This is a genomic window from Amycolatopsis sp. NPDC003865, assembly GCF_053605345.1.
The window spans coordinates 22,926-40,294 of sequence record NZ_JBSGJA010000021.1 but is presented as its reverse complement, the minus strand read 5'-3'; the positions used below and the strand labels follow the sequence as shown (position 1 = coordinate 40,294).

Annotated in this window: 19 protein-coding genes; 9 read left to right on the top strand and 10 right to left on the bottom strand. The window is 73.2% G+C overall.

The window, feature by feature from the left end; translation table 11 throughout:
- Both ACWEVP_RS38105 and ACWEVP_RS38100 read right to left on the bottom strand, forming a co-directional pair.
- On the bottom strand, window positions 1–855 hold the full coding sequence (locus ACWEVP_RS38105) for a hypothetical protein (protein WP_452067431.1): 855 nt from the start codon (window positions 853–855) through the stop codon (window positions 1–3).
- Between the two features lie 27 nt (window positions 856–882).
- A complete protein-coding gene (locus ACWEVP_RS38100; RefSeq protein WP_452067430.1) occupies window positions 883–1,089 on the bottom strand; it encodes a heavy-metal-associated domain-containing protein in 207 nt (68 codons plus the stop codon).
- Window positions 1,090–1,235: 146 nt separating this feature from the next.
- Here ACWEVP_RS38100 and ACWEVP_RS38095 point away from each other — a divergent pair, with 146 nt between their 5' ends.
- From ACWEVP_RS38095 to ACWEVP_RS38085, 3 genes are all read left to right on the top strand, one after another.
- Window positions 1,236–2,093: an oxidoreductase gene (locus ACWEVP_RS38095; RefSeq protein WP_452067429.1), complete on the top strand. Its 858-nt coding sequence runs from the start codon at window positions 1,236–1,238 to the stop codon at window positions 2,091–2,093.
- Between the two features lie 9 nt (window positions 2,094–2,102).
- Window positions 2,103–2,705 (top strand): TetR/AcrR family transcriptional regulator, encoded by a 603-nt coding sequence (locus ACWEVP_RS38090; protein ID WP_452067428.1) that lies wholly within the window; start codon window positions 2,103–2,105, stop codon window positions 2,703–2,705.
- A gap of 151 nt (window positions 2,706–2,856) precedes the next feature.
- Entirely contained in the window at window positions 2,857–4,170 is a 1,314-nt protein-coding gene (locus ACWEVP_RS38085; protein WP_452067556.1) for a glycoside hydrolase family 6 protein, read from the top strand.
- Window positions 4,171–4,319: 149 nt separating this feature from the next.
- Here the strand turns inward: ACWEVP_RS38085 and ACWEVP_RS38080 are convergent, their stop codons facing one another.
- Window positions 4,320–5,309, bottom strand: a complete 990-nt coding sequence (locus tag ACWEVP_RS38080; protein ID WP_452067555.1) for a helix-turn-helix transcriptional regulator — start codon at window positions 5,307–5,309, stop codon at window positions 4,320–4,322.
- Window positions 5,310–5,400: 91 nt separating this feature from the next.
- On the opposite strand from ACWEVP_RS38080, the gene ACWEVP_RS38075 reads away from it, so the two are divergent.
- The 3 genes from ACWEVP_RS38075 to ACWEVP_RS38065 are packed head-to-tail and all read left to right on the top strand — an operon-like array spanning window position 5,401 to window position 7,292.
- A complete protein-coding gene (locus ACWEVP_RS38075) occupies window positions 5,401–5,856 on the top strand; it encodes a VOC family protein (RefSeq protein WP_452067427.1) in 456 nt (151 codons plus the stop codon).
- Between the two features lie 58 nt (window positions 5,857–5,914).
- Window positions 5,915–6,910 carry an aldo/keto reductase gene (locus ACWEVP_RS38070; protein WP_452067426.1) on the top strand — a complete coding sequence of 332 codons (996 nt, stop codon included), beginning with the start codon at window positions 5,915–5,917 and terminating at the stop codon, window positions 6,908–6,910.
- Between the two features lie 34 nt (window positions 6,911–6,944).
- Window positions 6,945–7,292: a UBP-type zinc finger domain-containing protein gene (locus ACWEVP_RS38065; RefSeq protein WP_452067425.1), complete on the top strand. Its 348-nt coding sequence runs from the start codon at window positions 6,945–6,947 to the stop codon at window positions 7,290–7,292.
- On the opposite strand, the gene ACWEVP_RS38060 is transcribed toward ACWEVP_RS38065, so the two are convergent.
- From ACWEVP_RS38060 to ACWEVP_RS38045, 4 genes are read right to left on the bottom strand one after another with little or no spacing between them, the layout of a single operon-like run.
- Window positions 7,289–9,106 (bottom strand): CocE/NonD family hydrolase, encoded by a 1,818-nt coding sequence (locus ACWEVP_RS38060; RefSeq protein ID WP_452067424.1) that lies wholly within the window; start codon window positions 9,104–9,106, stop codon window positions 7,289–7,291. The genes ACWEVP_RS38065 and ACWEVP_RS38060 overlap by 4 nt on opposite strands.
- Window positions 9,106–9,927, bottom strand: coding sequence for an ABC transporter substrate-binding protein (locus tag ACWEVP_RS38055; protein WP_452067423.1), 822 nt, complete (start codon window positions 9,925–9,927; stop codon window positions 9,106–9,108). The genes ACWEVP_RS38060 and ACWEVP_RS38055 overlap by 1 nt, the downstream gene beginning before the upstream one ends.
- Before the next feature lie 22 nt (window positions 9,928–9,949).
- Window positions 9,950–10,678: an amino acid ABC transporter ATP-binding protein gene (locus tag ACWEVP_RS38050; RefSeq protein ID WP_452067422.1), complete on the bottom strand. Its 729-nt coding sequence runs from the start codon at window positions 10,676–10,678 to the stop codon at window positions 9,950–9,952.
- Window positions 10,678–11,424 carry an amino acid ABC transporter permease gene (locus ACWEVP_RS38045; RefSeq protein ID WP_452067421.1) on the bottom strand — a complete coding sequence of 249 codons (747 nt, stop codon included), beginning with the start codon at window positions 11,422–11,424 and terminating at the stop codon, window positions 10,678–10,680. The genes ACWEVP_RS38050 and ACWEVP_RS38045 overlap by 1 nt, the downstream gene beginning before the upstream one ends.
- 104 nt (window positions 11,425–11,528) lie before the next feature.
- Here ACWEVP_RS38045 and ACWEVP_RS38040 point away from each other — a divergent pair, with 104 nt between their 5' ends.
- A complete protein-coding gene (locus ACWEVP_RS38040; protein ID WP_452067420.1) occupies window positions 11,529–12,605 on the top strand; it encodes a DUF5937 family protein in 1,077 nt (358 codons plus the stop codon).
- A gap of 27 nt (window positions 12,606–12,632) precedes the next feature.
- On the opposite strand, the gene ACWEVP_RS38035 is transcribed toward ACWEVP_RS38040, so the two are convergent.
- A complete protein-coding gene (locus ACWEVP_RS38035; RefSeq protein ID WP_452067554.1) occupies window positions 12,633–13,424 on the bottom strand; it encodes an SDR family oxidoreductase in 792 nt (263 codons plus the stop codon).
- Window positions 13,425–13,893: 469 nt separating this feature from the next.
- Here ACWEVP_RS38035 and ACWEVP_RS38030 point away from each other — a divergent pair, with 469 nt between their 5' ends.
- A complete protein-coding gene (locus tag ACWEVP_RS38030; protein WP_452067419.1) occupies window positions 13,894–14,625 on the top strand; it encodes a hypothetical protein in 732 nt (243 codons plus the stop codon).
- Window positions 14,626–14,630: 5 nt separating this feature from the next.
- Here the strand turns inward: ACWEVP_RS38030 and ACWEVP_RS38025 are convergent, their stop codons facing one another.
- Both ACWEVP_RS38025 and ACWEVP_RS38020 read right to left on the bottom strand, forming a co-directional pair.
- Window positions 14,631–15,425: an SDR family NAD(P)-dependent oxidoreductase gene (locus ACWEVP_RS38025; protein WP_452067418.1), complete on the bottom strand. Its 795-nt coding sequence runs from the start codon at window positions 15,423–15,425 to the stop codon at window positions 14,631–14,633.
- Between the two features lie 2 nt (window positions 15,426–15,427).
- Complete coding sequence (locus tag ACWEVP_RS38020) at window positions 15,428–16,228, bottom strand: alpha/beta hydrolase (protein ID WP_452067417.1); 801 nt, start codon at window positions 16,226–16,228, stop codon at window positions 15,428–15,430.
- 136 nt (window positions 16,229–16,364) lie between these two features.
- Here ACWEVP_RS38020 and ACWEVP_RS38015 point away from each other — a divergent pair, with 136 nt between their 5' ends.
- Complete coding sequence (locus ACWEVP_RS38015) at window positions 16,365–17,327, top strand: LysR family transcriptional regulator (protein WP_452067416.1); 963 nt, start codon at window positions 16,365–16,367, stop codon at window positions 17,325–17,327.
- Window positions 17,328–17,369 lie beyond the last annotated feature (42 nt).

Genomic DNA, 17,369 nt, shown 5'->3' with positions numbered 1-17,369 from the left:
TCAGTGGCCGTGGCCGGTGGTGAGGGTGAACTCGGCCGTCCGCACGACGTCGCCGTGCCGGAAGTCGAGGAACAGCCGGTAGGTCCCCGCGCTGGGCACCTCGGCGGCAAACTTCACCTCGGGGCCGGGCACGGGAGCGCCGTCGGGGTGGACGTGCAGGTAGGCGAGGTCGCCTTCGCGCAGGGCGACCAGGTGACCGTAGGCGCCGAGGTAGGGCTGCAGGTCGGTGACGGGGGCGCCGCCGCGGGTGACGGTCAGCGTCAGCGGGGACGTCCGCCCGGCCGTGAGGTCCCCGGCGAGCTCGACGGTGTAGCCGTCGACCTGGGCCGTGCGGCTGGTCGCGTAGGTCGCGGGCCGGTAGTCGCCCGCGACGGACAGGTCGGTGCCGAGGGTCATCCCCTGGCCGCCGGCCGGGGTGAAGTCGGCGAACGCGCGGTAGGAACCCGCCGCCGCCAGGGTCAGCGGGACGCTCCACGTGCCGTCCGGCGCCAGTTCCGGGTGGACGTGCCGGAAGCCGGCGGTGTCCCGGCGCACCACGATCAGGTGCAGCTTCTTCTCGTGCTCGACGTCGAACGCCGTCACCGGCTTGCCGTCCGGCCCGGTGATCGTGAACGAAAACCGGCCCGGCTCCGGGGTCGCGTCGGCCACGGTGAACGTGTAGCCGTCCTTGCTCGAGGCCAGCCCGCCCGGCAGGCCGGCCGCCGGCGCGGTCATGCCCGCGTGCTCGCCGGCCAGGTCTTCGTGCTCGCTGGTGGCGGCGGAGCCGGGGCCGGCCGCGGTCCCCACGGCGAATCCCCCGGCGGCCAGCAGGACGAGCGCGCCGCCGGACGCGGCGAGCCGTGCTGTGGTGTTCATGTGCGTTTCCTCGCGTGAAGGCCGGTGCTACCCGGCGAGCGTGTACCCGGCCTCCTCGACGGCGGCGCGGACCCGCGCGTCGTCGACCGGCCGGCTGCTGGTGACGGTGACGGCCCCGGTGGGCAGGTCGACGGCGACGTCGGTGACCCCGTCGATGGCGCCGACCTCTTCGCCGACGGAAGCCACGCAGTGCGAGCAGGTCATGCCGGTGACGGTGTAGCTGCTGGTGATCATGGCTCGACCATACCCCTAGGGGGTACGGGTTTCAAGAGCGTGCGTGACGCGGGTCTCCGCCGTCGACCGCAGAATCGACGTTGTGTCGATTAAAATCGACGTAGTGTAGTTTCGGTGGCGACGACAGCTCAGGACAGGAGCACCCGATGTCCCCCAAGACCTTTCTCATCACCGGCGTCAGCAGCGGCCTCGGCCGGGCGTTCGCGCGCGGTGCGCTCGACGCCGGGCACACCGTCGTCGGCACCGTGCGGCGGGAGGACGACCTCGGCGCCTTCGAAGCCCTCGCACCCGGGCGCGCGCACGCCCGGCGGCTCGACGTCACCGACGACGAGGCCGTGTTCGCGCTCGTCCGGGACGTCGAAGCCGAGGTCGGGCCGATCGAGGTGCTCGTCGCCAACGCCGGCTACGGCCACGAAGGCGTCTTCGAAGAATCCCCGCTCGCCGAGCTGCGGGCGCAGTTCGCCACCAACGTCTTCGGCGTCGCCGCGACCGTGCAGGCCGTGCTGCCCCACATGCGGCGGCGCCGGGCCGGGCACATCTTCGCCGTCAGCTCCATGGGCGGGCTGATGACGGTGCCCGGGCTCGCCTTCTACTGCGGCAGCAAGTACGCCGTCGAAGGCATGCTCGAAACCGTCGGCAAGGAGGTCGCCGCGTTCGGCGTGCACGTCACCCTGGTCGAACCCGGCTCCTTCCGCACCGACTGGGCCGGCCGTTCGATGGTGCGCGCGGAACGGTCCATCGCCGACTACGACGAGCTGTTCGCCCCGATCCGCGAGGCGCGCCAGGCCGCGAGCGGCAACCAGCTCGGCGACCCGGCCAAGGCCGCCGACGCCCTCCTCGCGGTCATCGGCGCCGCCGAGCCGCCCACGCACCTGGTGCTCGGTTCCGACGCGCTGAGCCTGGTCGCGGCGGGACGTTCGGCCGTCGACGCCGAAATCGGGAAGTGGGCGGAGCTGTCCCGCTCGACGGACTTCCCCGACGGGCACCGGATCGCCGCGAACTAGGATCCGGCCATGGCCACCACGCGCAAGCGGCGCGACGCACCGCGCAAGGGCGACCTGCGGGAACAGGCGATCCTGGACACCGCCGAAGCCCTGCTCGAGCGCGAGCACGTCGAGCCGATGACCGTGGAGACCATCGCGAAGGGCGCGGGGATTTCCCGCGCGTCGCTGTACTTCTACTTCGGGTCCAAACAGGACGTGCTCACGGCGCTCGTCGCCCGCACGGTCGCCGTCCTCGGCGAGGACGCCCGCACCGCTTCGGTGGACACCGGTTCGCCGCCCGCGGAGACGGCGCGGGCGGCCGTGCGGCTGACCGCGAAGATGTGGCGCGAACACGGGCCGGTGATGCGGGCGGCGGTCGAGCTGTCCCCCACGGTCCCCGAAATCGCCCGGCTGTGGAACGGCACCGTCGACCGCTACGCCGAGGCGATGACCGCCGTCCTGGAACGGGCCGGGGTGCCGGCGGGCGACGAGCCGGCCGCGCTGGCCCGCGCGTTGTGCTGGATGACCGAACGCGTCTTCTACCACGCGTCGCGGACCGGGGAGCCACGCGAACTCGACACCGCCGCCGGGACCTGTGCCGAGATCTGGCGTCGCACCCTCACCGCGAGCTGAGCGCCCGTCCGAACGGGCGCACCCCCTTCCCCGATCCCTCCCGCACGGCTACCATTCCGGATCACTGGGAGCGCTCCCAGTCGTCTCGGGCGCGGCGATGACGGAACACTTCACGGTCGTTCAAAGGAGAACGTGCATGCGAAGCAGAACCGTGGCCGCCGGTGCGGTCGCCGCCCTGGCTGTGGGCAGCGTCGTCGCCTTGACGACCGGCGCCGAAGCCGCCGGGTCCGCCTTCTACGTCGATCCGACCACCAATGCCGCTCAGTGGGTGGCCGCGAACCCCGGTGACTCGCGCGCCGCCGTCATCCGGGACCGGATCGCCTCCGTGCCGCAGGCCAAGTGGTTCACCACCACCAACACCTCGGCCGTGCGCGGCGAAGTCGACGCCTACACCGGCGCCGCGGCCGCCGCCGGGAAGATCCCCATCCTGGTCGTCTACGACATCCCCAACCGCGACTGCGGTGGCGCGAGCGGGGGCGGGGCGCCGTCGCACGACGCCTACCGGGCCTGGATCGACCAGGTCGCGGCGGGCCTGGCCGGGCGGCCCGCGGCCATCGTGCTCGAGCCCGACGTGCTCGCGCTCATGACGAACTGCCAGAGCGGCGACCAGCAGAGCCAGACCACCGCGTCGATCGCCTACGCGGGCAAGCGGCTCAAGGCCGGCTCGTCCCAGGCGAAGGTGTACTTCGACATCGGGCACTCCGCCTGGCTTTCCGCCGGTGACGCGGCCGCGCGGCTGCGGGCCGCGGACATCTCGAACAGCGCCGACGGCATCTCCACCAACGTCTCCAACTACCGCGCCACCGCCGACGAAGTCGCCTACGACAAGGCGGTCCTCGGCCAGCTCGGCGACTCGCGGCTGAAGGCCGTGGTCGACACCAGCCGCAACGGCAACGGGCCGCAGGGCAGCGAGTGGTGCGACCCCGCCGGGCGCGCGATCGGCACGGCCAGCACCGACCAGACCGGCGACAGCGCGATCGCCGCCTTCCTCTGGGTCAAGCCGCCGGGCGAAGCGGACGGCTGCCTGGCCGCCGCCGGCCAGTTCGTGCCCCAGCGGGCCTACGACCTCGCCGTCGCCGCCGGTCCGGTGCAGACCACGACGCCCACCACGCCCACCACGCCCACGACCCCCACCAGCAGCACCCCGCAGCCGACCGGTGGCTGCAAGGTGACGCACCGGGTGGTCAGCAGCTGGGCGAACGGGTACACCGGCGAGATCGTCCTGGAAAACCGCGGCGCGCCGGTCACCCGGTGGACGCTCACGTTCTCCGCTCCCGGGGTGACCGTCAGCCAGGGCTGGAACGGCACCTGGACCGACACCGGCGACGTCGTCAAGGTCGACAACGCCGCCTGGAACGGCAGCCTCGCCACGAACGCGACCGCCACGATCGGCTACAACGCGAGCTACACCGGCTCGGCGCCGCCGTTCCAGGCCCCGGCGCTCAACGGGACGTCCTGCGACTGACCTGATCACCCGGCCGCGCACGCCTTCGTGGGGAACCACGGCATCGACCGGCCCGGGGCCGGGCCGCGCTGCCCCTGGCAGCGGGACCCGGCCTCGCCCGGGTGCGCCTCGAAGGGCTCGTCGCCCTCCCGCTCGACGAGCGAGGCCGGTCAGCTCGTCCCGGCGCGGGTCGACCCGGTCGCGCCGGACGTCGACGCGCGGGTGGCCCGCGCGGCCAGGTCCCCGAAAGCCGCCCGCAGCTCGGGCGGCCCGACCACCTCGATGTCGGCGTCGAACCGCGCCAGGCCGGCGGCCAGCGCGGCCCACGACCACGACCCGGTGCGCAGCCGGGTCCGGCCCGGTTCGACCTCCTCGGCGACGCCGTCCCCGGCGAACGGCGCGACCGCGGACAGCGGGAGGTCCAGAACCACTTCGCCCTGGCACGGCCACGCGTCGACGGTGGCGGAGCCCTTGAACCGGGCGGCGAGGAACGTCGCGACGTCGCCGCCCGGTACCTCGCGCGGGGTGAACCGCGGGCCGTTCGGCACGCGCAGGTCCATCCGGTCGGCCCGGTAGGTCCGCCAGTCCGCGCGCTCGGCGTCCCAGCCGACCAGGTACCAGCGGCCGCCGCGGACGACCAGGTGGTGCGGCTGCACCCGGCGACGGCGGGGCGGGGTGCCGTAGTCGAACCGCACTTCCTCGGTGGCGCGGATGGCCGAGCTGAGCGCGAGCAGGACGTCGGTGCCGACCTGCGTGTCCCGGGGAGCCGCGGTGATCTCGAGCTGGTCGACGCGCTGCCGCAGCCGTGACGGCATCACCTGGCGCACCGTAGCCAGCGCCCGGGCGGCGGCTTCCTCGATGCCCGCGCCGGTCCCGACGGCGATCCGCAGCGCCACCGCGAGCGCGACCGCCTGCTCTTCGTCGAACAGCAGCGGCGGCATCTGACGGCCGGCTTCGAGCCGGTAGCCGCCGTCCGGCCCCTTGACCGCCTGGACCGGGTAGCCGAGCTCGCGCAGCCGGTCCACGTCGCGGCGCACGGTCCGTTCGCTGACGCCGAGCCGGCCGGCCAGCAGCGCGCCCGGCCAGTCCCGGCGGACCTGCAGCAGGGACAGCAGCGAGAGCAGGCGACCCGAGGTCGCCGTCGAGGAGGCGGTCGGCACGGTTTCCATGGTGCCACGAGAAGCGGACGTTCCCTGACCGCTACTGCTGACACCGTGGCGTTCGTCGGATCACCACTCGCAAAGGAACGCCATGTCTCTCACCACTGCCGCCCACCTCAACTTCACCGGCCAGGCCCGCGCGGCCCTCGAGTTCTACGCGTCGGTCTTCGGCGGCCGGGCCACGATCGTCACCTACGGCGACTTCGGGATGCCGGCCGAGCTGCCCGACGCCGGCAAGGTGGTTTTCGGCCAGGTCACCGCGGACAACGGCTTCAGCGTCCTGGCCTACGACGTCCCGGGCACCGACGGCCCGGCCACCCCGGCCACGCCCACCACCCGCCGCGAGAACGGCACCACGATCACGAAGGAGCCGTTCTTCCTGTCGGTCCGCGGCGCGACCGTCGACGAGGTCTCGCCGGTGTGGAAGGGCCTCGCCGAAGGCGCGACGGTCATCGAGGAGTTCGGCCCGGCCCCGTGGGCGCCCGCCTTCGGGATGCTCGCCGACCGGTTCGGCGTCACGTGGATCGTCGACGTCGCCCAGGGCTGACCACTTCGCGGTGGGGTGCGCCCGCGCACCCCACCGCGACCGACCGCTGGAGATCGCTTTGCAGACCCGTCCCCTGGGCCGGACCGGCATCCAGGTCAGCGCCTACACGCTCGGCACCATGATGTTCGGACCGTACGGCAACCCCGACGCGCACGCGTGCGTCCGCATCGTCCACCGCGCGCTCGACCACGGCATCACCACCATCGACACCGCCGACGTCTACGGCGGCGACGGCGAGAGCGAGCGGATCGTCGGGAAGGCGCTGCGCGGCCGCCGCGACGACGTCGTGCTCGCGACCAAGGGCAACGGCCCGATGGGGCCCGGCCCGAACCGGCGCGGCAACTCGCGGCGCTGGATCGTCTCCGCCGTCGAAGGGTCGCTGCGCCGCCTCGGCGTCGACCACCTCGACCTCTACCAGCTCCACCACCCCGAGCCCGGCACCGACATCGAGGAACCGCTGAGCGCGCTGACCGACCTGCTGCGCGCGGGCAAGGTGCGCGCCATCGGCCACTCCAACCTGCCGGCGTCGGAGATCGTCGAGGCCCAGTGGGTCGCGGAACGACGGGGCCTGGCCCGGTTCCGCACCGAGCAGCTGCACTACTCGATCCTCAACCGCGGCGTGGAGCGCGAAATCCTGCCGGTCTGCCGGCGCCACGGCCTGGGCGTGCTCGTGTGGAGCCCGTTGTCGATGGGGCTGCTCTCCGGCCGCTACCGCCCGGAAACGGCCTCGCCCGGCCGCCTGCACTGGGTGCCGAAGCACCTGACCGACCGTCGCAAGCTCGACGCCGTCGAAGCCCTGCTCCCCCTCGCCGACCAGGCCGGGATCCCCCTGCGGCACCTGGCTTTGGCGTTCGTCACGGCGCACCCGGCGGTCGCTTCGGCGATCATCGGACCCCGGACCGAGGAGCAGCTGGACGACCTGGTCGCCGGCGCCGGCGCGGCACTCGACGACGACCTGCTCGACCGGATCGGCGAAATCGTCGCGCCGGGCACCGACCTCGGCCCGGTCGACGTCGCCTACGAACCGCCCCACCTGCGCCGCGCGAGGGGCTGATGCGGCCGGGGCCGTCACTTGGCAGACTGTCGGCATGGCCGAAATCGAGGGTATCGACGTCACCGCCACGCCGAGCGGGACCGGCTGCGCGGAATGCCTCGCCGCCGAGGGGTGGTGGGTGCACCTGCGGCGCTGTGCCCAGTGCGGCCACATCGGGTGCTGCGACACCTCGCCCGCGCAGCACGCGACGGCGCACTACAAGGCGACCGGGCACCCGCTCATCCGCAGTTTCGAGCCGGGTGAGGACTGGTTCTACAGCTTCGAGACGGGCGAGGCCTACGACGGTCCCGCGCTGGCACCGCCGGAGCACCGGCCGGTCACCCAGCCGGTGCCGGGCCCCGAGGGCCGCGTACCGGACGACTGGCAGACACACATCCACTAGCCCGGGAGCACCGTGAGGGTCAGCCACGACCGGCCGTCCACGTGGACCCGGTTCGTGGCCACCACTTTGCGCCGGTCGCCCACTTCCCGGGCGCCGGTGCCGGTGTTGACGTCGAAGCGGGGGAAGTTGCTGGAGCTGACGTCGAGCCGGATGCGGTGGCCCGCGCGGAACAGGTTGGCCGTGTCCGGTGCCGCCACCGTGATGTCGTAGACCTCGCCGGGCACCAGCGGCGCCGGTTCGGCGAACGAGTCGCGGTAGCGGCAGCGCAGGATGCCGTCGGTCAGGTTCATCGCGAACCCCTGCGGGTAGTCCGCGCTCGGCGGGTGGACGTCGATCAGCTTGACCGTGAAGTCGGTGTCCGCGGCCGTGGACGAGACCGCCAGCCGGACCGTCACCGGCCCCGCGACCGCCACGTCGCGGGCCAGCGGCGGGGTCTGGAACACGAGCACGTCCGGCCGGCTCTCCAGCGGCAGGAACGGCGGCGCCGCCCCGAAGAACCGCTCGTCGGGACGCTGGTGGAACGCGCCGCCGCTCATCACCGGCTCGCCCGAGGTGACCTGCCCGCCGAGCGTCGGGACCGGGTCCGCCGGGTCGAAGTCGTACTCCAGGTACGTGCCCTCCGGTCGCGTGCGCGTGAGACCGCCGTCGGCGCTCAGGTGGAACACCCGCTGCTCGGCCGTTTCCGGCGGCCACGCCGTCGCCGTGCGCCACCGGCCGCCGTGGTCGAGGCGCCCGTCGGCGGTCCGGCGCCCGGAGCCGCCGCCCATCAGGAAGTACCGCACCGGCGGCGGGGGCTCGCCCGCGCCGGCGAGGTGGGCGTCGAACCAGCGCAGCCGCATCGTCACGTAGTCGTCGTCGAGGTTCCCGTCGAGCGGTGCCTCGGGGCCGAAGTCGACGTCGCCGGCGTGCCGGACGCTGCGCGCGCCGTGCGTCCACGGCCCGAGCACGAGGTAGGCCGGGCTGTGCTTCTTGCGGTCCAGCTCGCGGAAGTTCTCGGTGGCCGTGCGGATGTAGGGGTCGTACCAGCTGGAGATGTGCAGGCTGGGCACGTCCGGGAACCGGTCGTAGAACCCGCGGGCGAAGATGCCGGGCTGGCGCCAGTAGTCGTCGAAGACGCCGTGTTCCCACTGCTCCAGCAGGTAGTCCTCGTAGCCGGGGACGAACCGCAGCGGCGTCGCACCGCGCCGCCACGGCATCCGCGTGAACCACGCCCGCAGGTCCTCGGAGTCCAAAGTGGCCCGCAGCACCGGGTCCGCACGCACCTCGGTGCTCGTGCGGGCGCGGTGGAACGCCCAGGTCACCTGCTTGAGCTCGAACGCGCCGCCCATTCGCGTACCCGCTTCGTAAGCGCTGGCGAAGCCACCGGAATCGAGGAACATCGCGGCCAGGTGCGGCGCGCCCAGTGACGCGAGCGCGGCTTGGGCGTGCGCCGAGTAGGAGACGCCCATCGTCGCCACGCGCCCGTCGCACCAGTCCTGCGCGGCGATCCACTCGACGGTGTCGTAGCCGTCTTCGGCCTCGTTGAGGTACTTGGTGAACGTGCCGCCCGAGTCGCCGCGGCCGCGGCAGTCCTGGCGCACCACCAGGTAGCCGCCGTCGACGAACCGCCGGGCGACCGCCTCGGGCGACGGCGGCCCGGCGCCGTCGGACGGCCGCGTGAGCCGGCGGCCGTAGGGCGTGCGTTCCAGCAGCACCGGCCCGGCGGGTGGCTCGGGCCGCGCCGCGTAGAGGTCGGCGACCAGGGTCGTGCCGTCGCGGGCGGGGACGTCGAGCACGAGCCGCCAGCAGTCGCGGCTCAGCTGTTCCCAGCCCATCAGAGACCACCCGCGAACTGCGCCCCGAGCGCGGGCCAGGCGGCGACCAGCTGCGGCAGCGGCGCGGTCGTGAAGTACTTGCGGTACAGCCGGGCGTACGTCCCGTCGGCGACCATCGCGCCGAGCTGCTGGTCCAGCGCGGTCAGCAGGGCGCCGTGGTCCTTCGGCACGGCCATCGACGTCGGGTGCTCCACCGGCGCCGAGGCGGCCTGCCGCAGGGCCGGGTACTGCTTGAGGAACTGCGCGGCATCGGGACCGCCGACGACGAACGCGTCGAGGCTGCCGCCCAGCAGCTGGCTCACCGCGGCGTTGGCGTTGGGGAAGCCGATCGGCAGCGCGCCCGGCATCTTGGCCGGTACGAACGGTTCCTGCGTCGATCCGGTGACCACGCCCACCTTGTGGCCGGCGAAGTCGGTCAGCTTCGCGGCGGCGCTCTTCGCCGGTGTGAGGACCGCCGTCGTGCTCCAGAACAGCGGCTTGGTGAAGGAAACGGTCTTCTGCCGTTCCTCGGTGACACCGAGACCGGCCGCGGCGAGGTCGTACTGGTGGCTGGTCAGCCCGGCCAGCGACGACGTCACCGACGTCGCCTTGTAGTCGACCTTCAAACCGAGGCGTTTCGCGGCCTCGTCGGTGAGGTCGATGACGAACCCGACCGGCTTCCCCGTCGGGTCGCCGTAGGCGAACGGTGGCTGGCTGGTCTGGGTGGCGGCCCGGATGGTGCCCGGTTCGAGCAGGCCGTACGGGTCGTCGGCGGACGACGTGGCGCCGCAGCCGGTGAGCAGGAGGGCGCCGGCGAGCGCGGCGAAGACAGGGCGCAGCATAGGAGTGTCCCTTCCGGACTGATCAGAGGACGCGGGCGAGGAAGTCGCGCAGCCGCGGGGTTTCCGGGTCGTCGAGGGTGGCGCGGGCCGGGCCGGACTCGGCGACGCGGCCGTCGTCCATGAACACCACGCGGTCGGCGACCTCGCGGGCGAAGCCGATTTCGTGCGTGACGGCCAGCATCGTCATGCCCGAGCCGGCCAGCGAGCGCATCACGTCGAGGACGTCCTTCACCAGCTCGGGGTCGAGCGCGGAAGTCGCCTCGTCGAACAGCATCACTTCGGGTTCCATCGCGAGCGCGCGGGCGATCGCGACGCGTTGCTGCTGCCCCCCGGAGAGCCGGCCGGGCCGCTGGTGGGCCAGGTGCGCCAGGCCGAGCCGCTCCAGCTGGGTCATCGCCGCGGCGTCGGCGGCGTCGCGGCCGAGGCGGCGGACGTGCCGTAGCCCGGCGGTGACGTTCTTGAGCACGCTCAGGTGCGGGAAGAGGTTGAAGTGCTGGAACACCATGCCGACGCGGGCGCGGACCGCGTCGACGTCCACGCCGGGGCCGGTGATCGCCGTGCCGGCGAGGTGGATCTCCCCGGCGGTCGGCTCCTCGAGCAGGTTGAGGCACTTGAGCAACGTCGACTTCCCGGAGCCGGACCGGCCGATCACGCAGACGGTCTCGCCGGCGGCGACGTCGAGGTCGACCTCGCGGAGCACTTCCAGCGGGCCGTAGCGTTTGCGCAGCCCGCGCACGGACACCGCGGGCATCACACGGCCGCCTTCGCCGGGACGGCGACCGGGGCCGCGGCCGCGGTGAAGCGCCGGCCTTCACGCATCCGCCGGTCGAGCCGGTTCACCGCGTACGTGAGGGGAATCGTCAGCAGCAGGTAGCAGAGCCCCGCCGCGACCAGCGCCGACGAGTTGTACGTCGCCGCTTGCCGTTCCTGGGCGATGAAATAGAGCTCCCGCTGGCCGAAGCCGAGTCCGAGCAGGTACACCAGGGCGCTCTCCTTGACGTCGATGATGAACTGGCCGGCCAGCGCGGGCAGGACGTTGCGCACGCCCTGCGGCACGACGACCACGCGCATGGCCGTCAGGTAGGGCATGCCGAGGCTGCGTGCCGCGTGCAGCTGCCCGGCCGGCACGGCCTGGATGCCGGAGCGGAAGATCTCGGCCGAGTAGGCCGCGGAGATCAGCGCGATGGCGAGCACGGCGTAGCCGAGCGGCTCGCGGCCGAACGGCCGCAAGCCCGCGGCGGGCAGGCCGACGCCGACCAGGCTGACGGTGACGATCGCGGGCAGCCCGCGGAAGACGTCGACGTAGATCCGGGCGGGCAGCCGGACCAGCCGCCGCCGGGAGAGCAGCAGCATCGCCAGCAGCACGCCGGCGACGACGCCGAAGACGATCGCCAGCGCGGCGATCAGCAGGGTGTTGCGCAGCCCTTCGGTGAGCAGGGCGGGCAGCACGTCCAGGATCTCCCGGAGATCGAAGAAGGTGCGCAGGAAGTCGTGCATGGCCTGGCCTCTCGTGTGACGTTCCGGGAAGGCTAGGTCCGTTTCACGGCCGTGCTGCCGACGTTTACCGCGACCGCGGTAAGGATGGGTCGTACGCTGGGCGCATGTCGGTGGTGCTGACCGTTCAGGGCGCGCGGGCGGCCGACCTCGTCGCCGGGGTGTCGCCGGTGGCCGAGCTGCTCGCGTGCCTGCACTCGATCGCCGAGCCCGAGCACCACTTCGAGGTGCGGCCGTGGCTCACCCGCGTCCGCGCGGATACTTCGGCCGCCCTGCACGGCAGGCTGAACACCTACGCGCCGCTGTGGGCGCGCCGCCGCTGCCGGCTGCTCCTGCCGTTCGAGCTGCCGCTCGGGCAGACCTTCGAAGACGAGCTGCGCCGGATCGAGGCGCTGCCCCTGGACCGCTTCACCGCCACCGCGGCCGACGCGATCCACGGCGGCCTGGCGGAGGTCGGCGACCTGCTGGGCGACGCTTACGCGAGGGACGCCTACGTGACTTCGTGCGAGCGGCGCTCCTTCGGCCGCGGCGAGCTGGCCCGGCACCTGGTGGCCGATCCGGAAGCGTTCCGCGCCGACCTGCTGGACGTCCTGCGTGCCTGCGCCGAGGAGTTCTTCGCCGACGAGTGGGCACGGGTTTCCCACCGGCTGGAAAGCGAATGCGCGACCGTGCGGGCGCGGCTCAGCGCGCTGCCGGTCGCCGAGGCGCTGGCGTCGCTGAGCACGAACGCGGCGGTCCGGCACGACCCGGCGTCGGTGGTGTTCGACAAGCTCCAGTCCCTGCACGCCGACCTGCGCGGCCGCCGCTGCCTGCTGGTGCCGTCCGTGCACGCCCGGCCGCACCTGATCGTCAAGGTCGACCCGGAGTTCCCGGTGGTCGTGCACTTCCCGGTCGAAGGCGACGGCGCCCGCGACACCCTCGCCCAGGTGCGCCTGCGGCTGGCGATCCTCGCCGACCCGGCCCGGCTGTCGCTGTGCCGCCACCTGGTGAACGAGCCGATCACGACGTCCGACCTGGCGGCCCGGACGGGGATGACGGTGCCGCAGGTGTCCCGCCACCTCGGCCGGCTGCGGGAGGCCGGCCTGCTGGTCTCCCGCCGCGACGGCCGGATGATCCAGCACCGCCTCGACCTGCAGCGGCTGATGCAGCTCGGCGTGGACGTGCTGACCACGATCATGCGGTGACCGCGGTCAGCTCGGCCGAGACCGGAGTCAGAGGATCGGCTTGCCGCCGGTGACCGCGACGCGCGCGCCCGACACGTAGCTGCCGTCGTCGGAGGCCAGCAGCACGTACACCGGGGCCAGCTCCGCCGGCTGGCCCGCTCGGCCCAGCGGCACCTGCCGGCCGAACGACTCCACCTGCTCCGCCGGCATCGTCGACGGGATCAGCGGTGTCCAGATCGGCCCCGGCGCCACGCTGTTCACGCGGATTCCCTTCGGCCCGAGCAGCTGCGCCAGCGCCGCGCACATGTTCGCGACGCCGGCCTTCGTGACGTCGTAGGGCATCAGCTGCGGGGTCGGGTTGTCGGAGTTCACCGACGAGCTGCCGATGATCGACGCCCCGGGCTTCAGGTGTGGCACGGCCGCCTTGGCGAGGTGGAAGAACGCGCTGAGGTTCGTCGCGAGCGTGTGGTCCCACTCCTCGTCCGGGATCTCTTCCAGGGTTTCGTGCGTCATCTGGAAGGCGGCGTTGTTCACCAGGACGTCGAGCCGGCCGAACTCCTCGACCGCCCGGGCGACCAGGGCGCGGCAGTGCGCCGGGTCGGCGACGTCACCCGGGACGACGACGGCCTTTCGCCCCGCTTCTTCCACCCAGCGCCGCGTCTCTTCGGCGTCGTCGTGCTCGTTCAGGTACGAGATCAGGACGTCGGCGCCTTCGCGGGCGTACGCGATCGCCACCGCGCGGCCGATCCCGCTGTCCGCGCCGGTGATCAGGGCCGCCTTCCCGGTCAGCTTCCCGGAGCCGCGGTAGGAGTGTTCGCCGTGGTCGGGCCGCGGCGACATCTCCGCGGTGGATCCGGGCGGGCTCTGCTGCTGGGCGGGCTGGGACACGGCTGGCTCCTCGGCTGCGGGGGCAGGACCAGTTCCGTGTACCCGGGGAGCCGCCGTTGACACCGCCCGCTCGGCCACGCGGCCGGATACCCTGCTCGACATCGGCATCCTCGGCAAGCAAGGCCGGGCCGGGCGGAAGCGGCTGTCGGCCGCGGCGGACCGCATCGGTGCCCGCGAAGGTGTCGTGCTCGACGACTCCTTCTCCCGCGGTGGGTGGTCCACCAGTCCCCTGGTGCTGGGCGTGATCACCCTCCGGAGCGGCGCGCTGACCGACGTCCTCCGCGCCCTGATCGACGCGGCGATGGGGCCCGCGGGTCCGTGTCGTAGCCCACAGGGCCGACAGGACGTAACGCATCACCCACTCGGTCGATAACCCGTTCGTGTCCGGAACACCCGGACCTTCACGAGGGGACTCTTCTCCATGTCTCGTTTCCACCTGGGAGCGCTCATCGCCACCGGGGCGGTCGCCGCCCTCGTCAGCGCCGGGTGCGCCGGCAGCACCGGTACCGCGGAGCCGGCCGCCGCCTCCTCCGCGCCGACGTCCGCGAGCCCCGCGGCCGCCTCGCTCGACGCCGCCAAGGCGGGCTCCGCCGTCGTCGACGCGGCCAAGCAGGCCAAGGCCGTCCACGTCCGCGGCGTCGTCTCCGAGGGCGGGAACCTCAACCTCGACCTGCAGCTCAACCCGGACAGCGCGAGCGGCACCGTGGTGCAGGACGGCCTGGAGATCCCGGTCCTGCGCACCGGCGACAAGTACTTCTTCCGGTTCAGCGACTCGCTGGTCAAGAAGGCCGGCGTCCCGGCGTCGGTCGGCAAGCTGCTGAAGGACAAGTGGGTGCCCTCGACCTCGCAGATCGGCGCCGGCATCGGCGAGGCGTTCAAGCAGTTCCTCGACTACAAGACGTTCACCGACAACACCGTCGGCCAGCTGGACTCGGCGACGTTCACCGCGAGCGGCCAGACCACGACCGACGGCATCCCGGCCCTGACCTTCACCAGCCCCGACGGCACGGCGACCATCGCCGCCGCCGAGCCGCACTACCTGCTGCGCATGCAGGAGCCCAAGAGCGGCACGCTCGAGTTCTCCGACTGGGACAAGCCGACGACCGTCACCGCCCCCAAGGCCTCGGAGATCTACTCCGGCCCCGGGGCCTGACCCGCTCAGTGCAGCTCGGTCGTGTAGCCGCCGTCGACGGTGACCGTGGTGCCGGTGATGTTCGCCGCCACCCGGTCACTGGCCAGGAAGACGGCCAGGTTCGCGATCTCGGCCGGCCGGGTGAAGCGGCCGGTCACGGCGTGGGCGGCGGCCTCGTCGGCGACGGCCGCGGGGTTCGCCCCGGTGGTCGCCGCGATCGTCTCGGCGACGCCGCCCGCGCCGAGCCACAGGTCCGTCGCGACCGGGCCCGGGTTGATCGCGTTGGCGCGGACGCCGCGCGGGCCGAACTCCTTCGACACCGACTTCGTGAAGCTGACCAGTGCGGCCTTCGCCGCGCTGTAGTCGATGACGCCGGGGTCGGGCAGGGTGGCGTTGATCGACGCGATCGTGACGACGCTGCCCCGCCCGGCCGTCACCATCGACGGCAGCACCGCCCGCGTGGCGCGGACCGCGCTCAGCAGGTTCAGCGTGAGCGACCGCGTCCATTCCTCGTCGGTGACCAGCAGGAAGCCGTCCGGCCGCGGGGTGACCGCGCCGACGTTGTTGACGAGGACGTCGACGCGCCCGAGTTCGGCCAGCGCCAGCTCCACGAGCCGGGCCGGACCTTCGGCCGTCCCGAGGTCGACGGCCAGCGCGTGCGCCTTCCCGGCGCGGACGAGCGCCTCCAGGCCCGGCCCCGGCGCGCGGGCGCCGGCCACGACGTGGGCGCCCTCGGCCACGAGGGCTTCGGCGACGGCGAGGCCGATACCGCGGCTGGCGCCGGTGACGACGGCGACCGCGCCGTCCAGACCCAGGTCCACGCCTAGACCCCGTGCTCGCGCAGCCAGCCGAGCACGGCGTCGGCGACGTCGCGCCAGCCGCTGTCGATGGTCAGCGAGTGGCCGCGGCCCTCGAACTGCTTCAGCTCGGTGACCGCGGTGGAGTCCCGGTACTGCTTGAAGGTCGAGCGCGTGACCACGTCCGGGACGGTGTGGTCGGCGGTGCCGGAGATCAGCAGCAACGGGCCGCGGTCCGCGCGGCCGGTGTCGACCGCGGCCTGCGAGTGCAGGACGAAGTTGGCGGCCGCGGCCTGGAACAGCGACCGGGCCGGCGACGGGATCGTCCAGCGCCGGAACAGCTCCGCCGACTCCTCGTCGCTCAGCGCGTTGCCGAAGCCGAACCGGAACTCCTTCTCGGTCAGCGAAACCGACCGGTGGAGGTTGGCCGGGTTGCCCAGCGCGGGCAGGCCGGCGCGCAGCTGCGCCAGCGGCAGCGGCAGGACGCCCTTGATCTGCGCGGGGTCGATCGCGACGCCGGCGAGCCCGATGCCCTGGCCGAGCAGCTTCTCGGTGATCAGGCCACCGAACGAGTGGCCCACGATGACCGGCGGCCGGTCGAGCGCGGCGATGATCGACGCGTAGTGGTCGGTCGCGTCGTCGATGGAGATGTCCGCGACGGCGTCGGGGTTGTCCCGCGCCGCCTCGACGGTGCCGGGTTCGTTCGGCCAGCCGGGCGCGACGGGCGCGTACCCGGCGGCCCGGAAGTGGTCGAGCCAGGGGTCCCACGACGTGGCGTGCAGCCACAGACCGTGGATGAACACGACCGGGGTTCCCGTGTCCGCCATCGCATCCTCCGCTTCGCGCCGGTTCTTCCGTGCAGCCAACCGGTCCGCGGCCCCGGCGTCCAAGACCTGGTGCGTGCGCATCGATAGCCGGGATGGCATCGTTGGCGCTCTGCTCCCCTCGCGCGGGAAGGCCCGGATGGACCTCGACCTCAGGCTGGTGCGGTACTTCGTCACGGTCGCCGACGAACTCCACTTCGGGCGGGCCGCCGCCAAGCTGTTCATCAGCCAGCCGGCGCTGTCCAAGCAGATCCGCCGGCTCGAAGCCGACGTCGGCGCGCCGCTGCTGGTGCGCGACAGCCGCCACGTCACGCTGACCCCGCGCGGCGAGCGGTTCCTGCACCACGCGCGGCAGCTGCTGGCCACCGCGGAGCAGATGCTGCGCGAGCCCGCGCCGAACCGCGTGCGGATCGCGCACATCTTCGAGCTGGACACCAGCCGCGTGGTCGCCGACGCGTTCGTCGCCGCGCACCCCGGCGTCCAGCTGGTGCAGAGCCAGATGGACAGCGCGCGCCAGCTCGCCGCGCTGCTCGACGACCACCTCGACGTCGCCGTCCTCCGCGTCACCGCCGCGCTGACGGCCGAGCACCCGGCGGGCTGGCGGCACGAGCGGCTGCGGCTCGAGCCGTTCCGGCTGGTCGGCCGGCCCGGCGACCCGCGGCGGGCGGACGCGTCGCTGCACGAGCGTCCCCTCGAGGTCTTCGCTGACGCGCCCGGCACGGCGCTCTACAACATCCACGGCCGGTACTTGACCGCGCTGGAGCAGCAGACCGGCCTGGCCCTGCGCTGGCTGGGCAACCCCGGCACGTTCGAGCACTGCCACGCCGCGCTCCGCCGCGCCACGGACAGCGCGTTCCTGCTGGAGTTCGACAGCTACGCCCGCCGGTACGCCGGCCACGGCGTCCCGGTCCACCGGCCCCGCGAACTGCAGCCGGTCTACCCGTGGTCGCTGGCGTGGCGGGACGGCGAGCCGCCGGAGGCCGTCCGCGAGTACCTCCGGATCGCCCGCGAAACCGCGAGCCGGCACCGCTGGCTGCACCCCGAGCGGGCCGAGGCGGCCCCGCTGTGGGCACCGCCGGAGGACCTGTCAGCGCCCGGCTGAGCCGTGTCAGGCCGGTGGCCGCCGGGTGTCAGGACGGCCGGA

What these genes read in the sequence shown, in the direction of transcription:
- ACWEVP_RS38055 (WP_452067423.1), bottom strand. Translation starts at nt 9,927, where the DNA reads ATGCTGCGCCCTGTCTTCGCCGCGCTCGCCGGCGCCCTCCTGCTCACC.
- ACWEVP_RS38090 (WP_452067428.1), top strand. Translation starts at nt 2,103, where the DNA reads ATGGCCACCACGCGCAAGCGGCGCGACGCACCGCGCAAGGGCGACCTG.
- ACWEVP_RS38030 (WP_452067419.1), top strand. Translation starts at nt 13,894, where the DNA reads ATGTCTCGTTTCCACCTGGGAGCGCTCATCGCCACCGGGGCGGTCGCC.
- ACWEVP_RS38050 (WP_452067422.1), bottom strand. Translation starts at nt 10,678, where the DNA reads ATGCCCGCGGTGTCCGTGCGCGGGCTGCGCAAACGCTACGGCCCGCTG.
- ACWEVP_RS38020 (WP_452067417.1), bottom strand. Translation starts at nt 16,228, where the DNA reads ATGGCGGACACGGGAACCCCGGTCGTGTTCATCCACGGTCTGTGGCTG.
- ACWEVP_RS38065 (WP_452067425.1), top strand. Translation starts at nt 6,945, where the DNA reads ATGGCCGAAATCGAGGGTATCGACGTCACCGCCACGCCGAGCGGGACC.
- ACWEVP_RS38040 (WP_452067420.1), top strand. Translation starts at nt 11,529, where the DNA reads ATGTCGGTGGTGCTGACCGTTCAGGGCGCGCGGGCGGCCGACCTCGTC.
- ACWEVP_RS38095 (WP_452067429.1), top strand. Translation starts at nt 1,236, where the DNA reads ATGTCCCCCAAGACCTTTCTCATCACCGGCGTCAGCAGCGGCCTCGGC.
- ACWEVP_RS38060 (WP_452067424.1), bottom strand. Translation starts at nt 9,106, where the DNA reads ATGGGCTGGGAACAGCTGAGCCGCGACTGCTGGCGGCTCGTGCTCGAC.
- ACWEVP_RS38035 (WP_452067554.1), bottom strand. Translation starts at nt 13,424, where the DNA reads ATGTCGCCGCGGCCCGACCACGGCGAACACTCCTACCGCGGCTCCGGG.
- ACWEVP_RS38075 (WP_452067427.1), top strand. Translation starts at nt 5,401, where the DNA reads ATGTCTCTCACCACTGCCGCCCACCTCAACTTCACCGGCCAGGCCCGC.
- ACWEVP_RS38045 (WP_452067421.1), bottom strand. Translation starts at nt 11,424, where the DNA reads ATGCACGACTTCCTGCGCACCTTCTTCGATCTCCGGGAGATCCTGGAC.
- ACWEVP_RS38015 (WP_452067416.1), top strand. Translation starts at nt 16,365, where the DNA reads ATGGACCTCGACCTCAGGCTGGTGCGGTACTTCGTCACGGTCGCCGAC.
- ACWEVP_RS38105 (WP_452067431.1), bottom strand. Translation starts at nt 855, where the DNA reads ATGAACACCACAGCACGGCTCGCCGCGTCCGGCGGCGCGCTCGTCCTG.
- ACWEVP_RS38100 (WP_452067430.1), bottom strand. Translation starts at nt 1,089, where the DNA reads ATGATCACCAGCAGCTACACCGTCACCGGCATGACCTGCTCGCACTGC.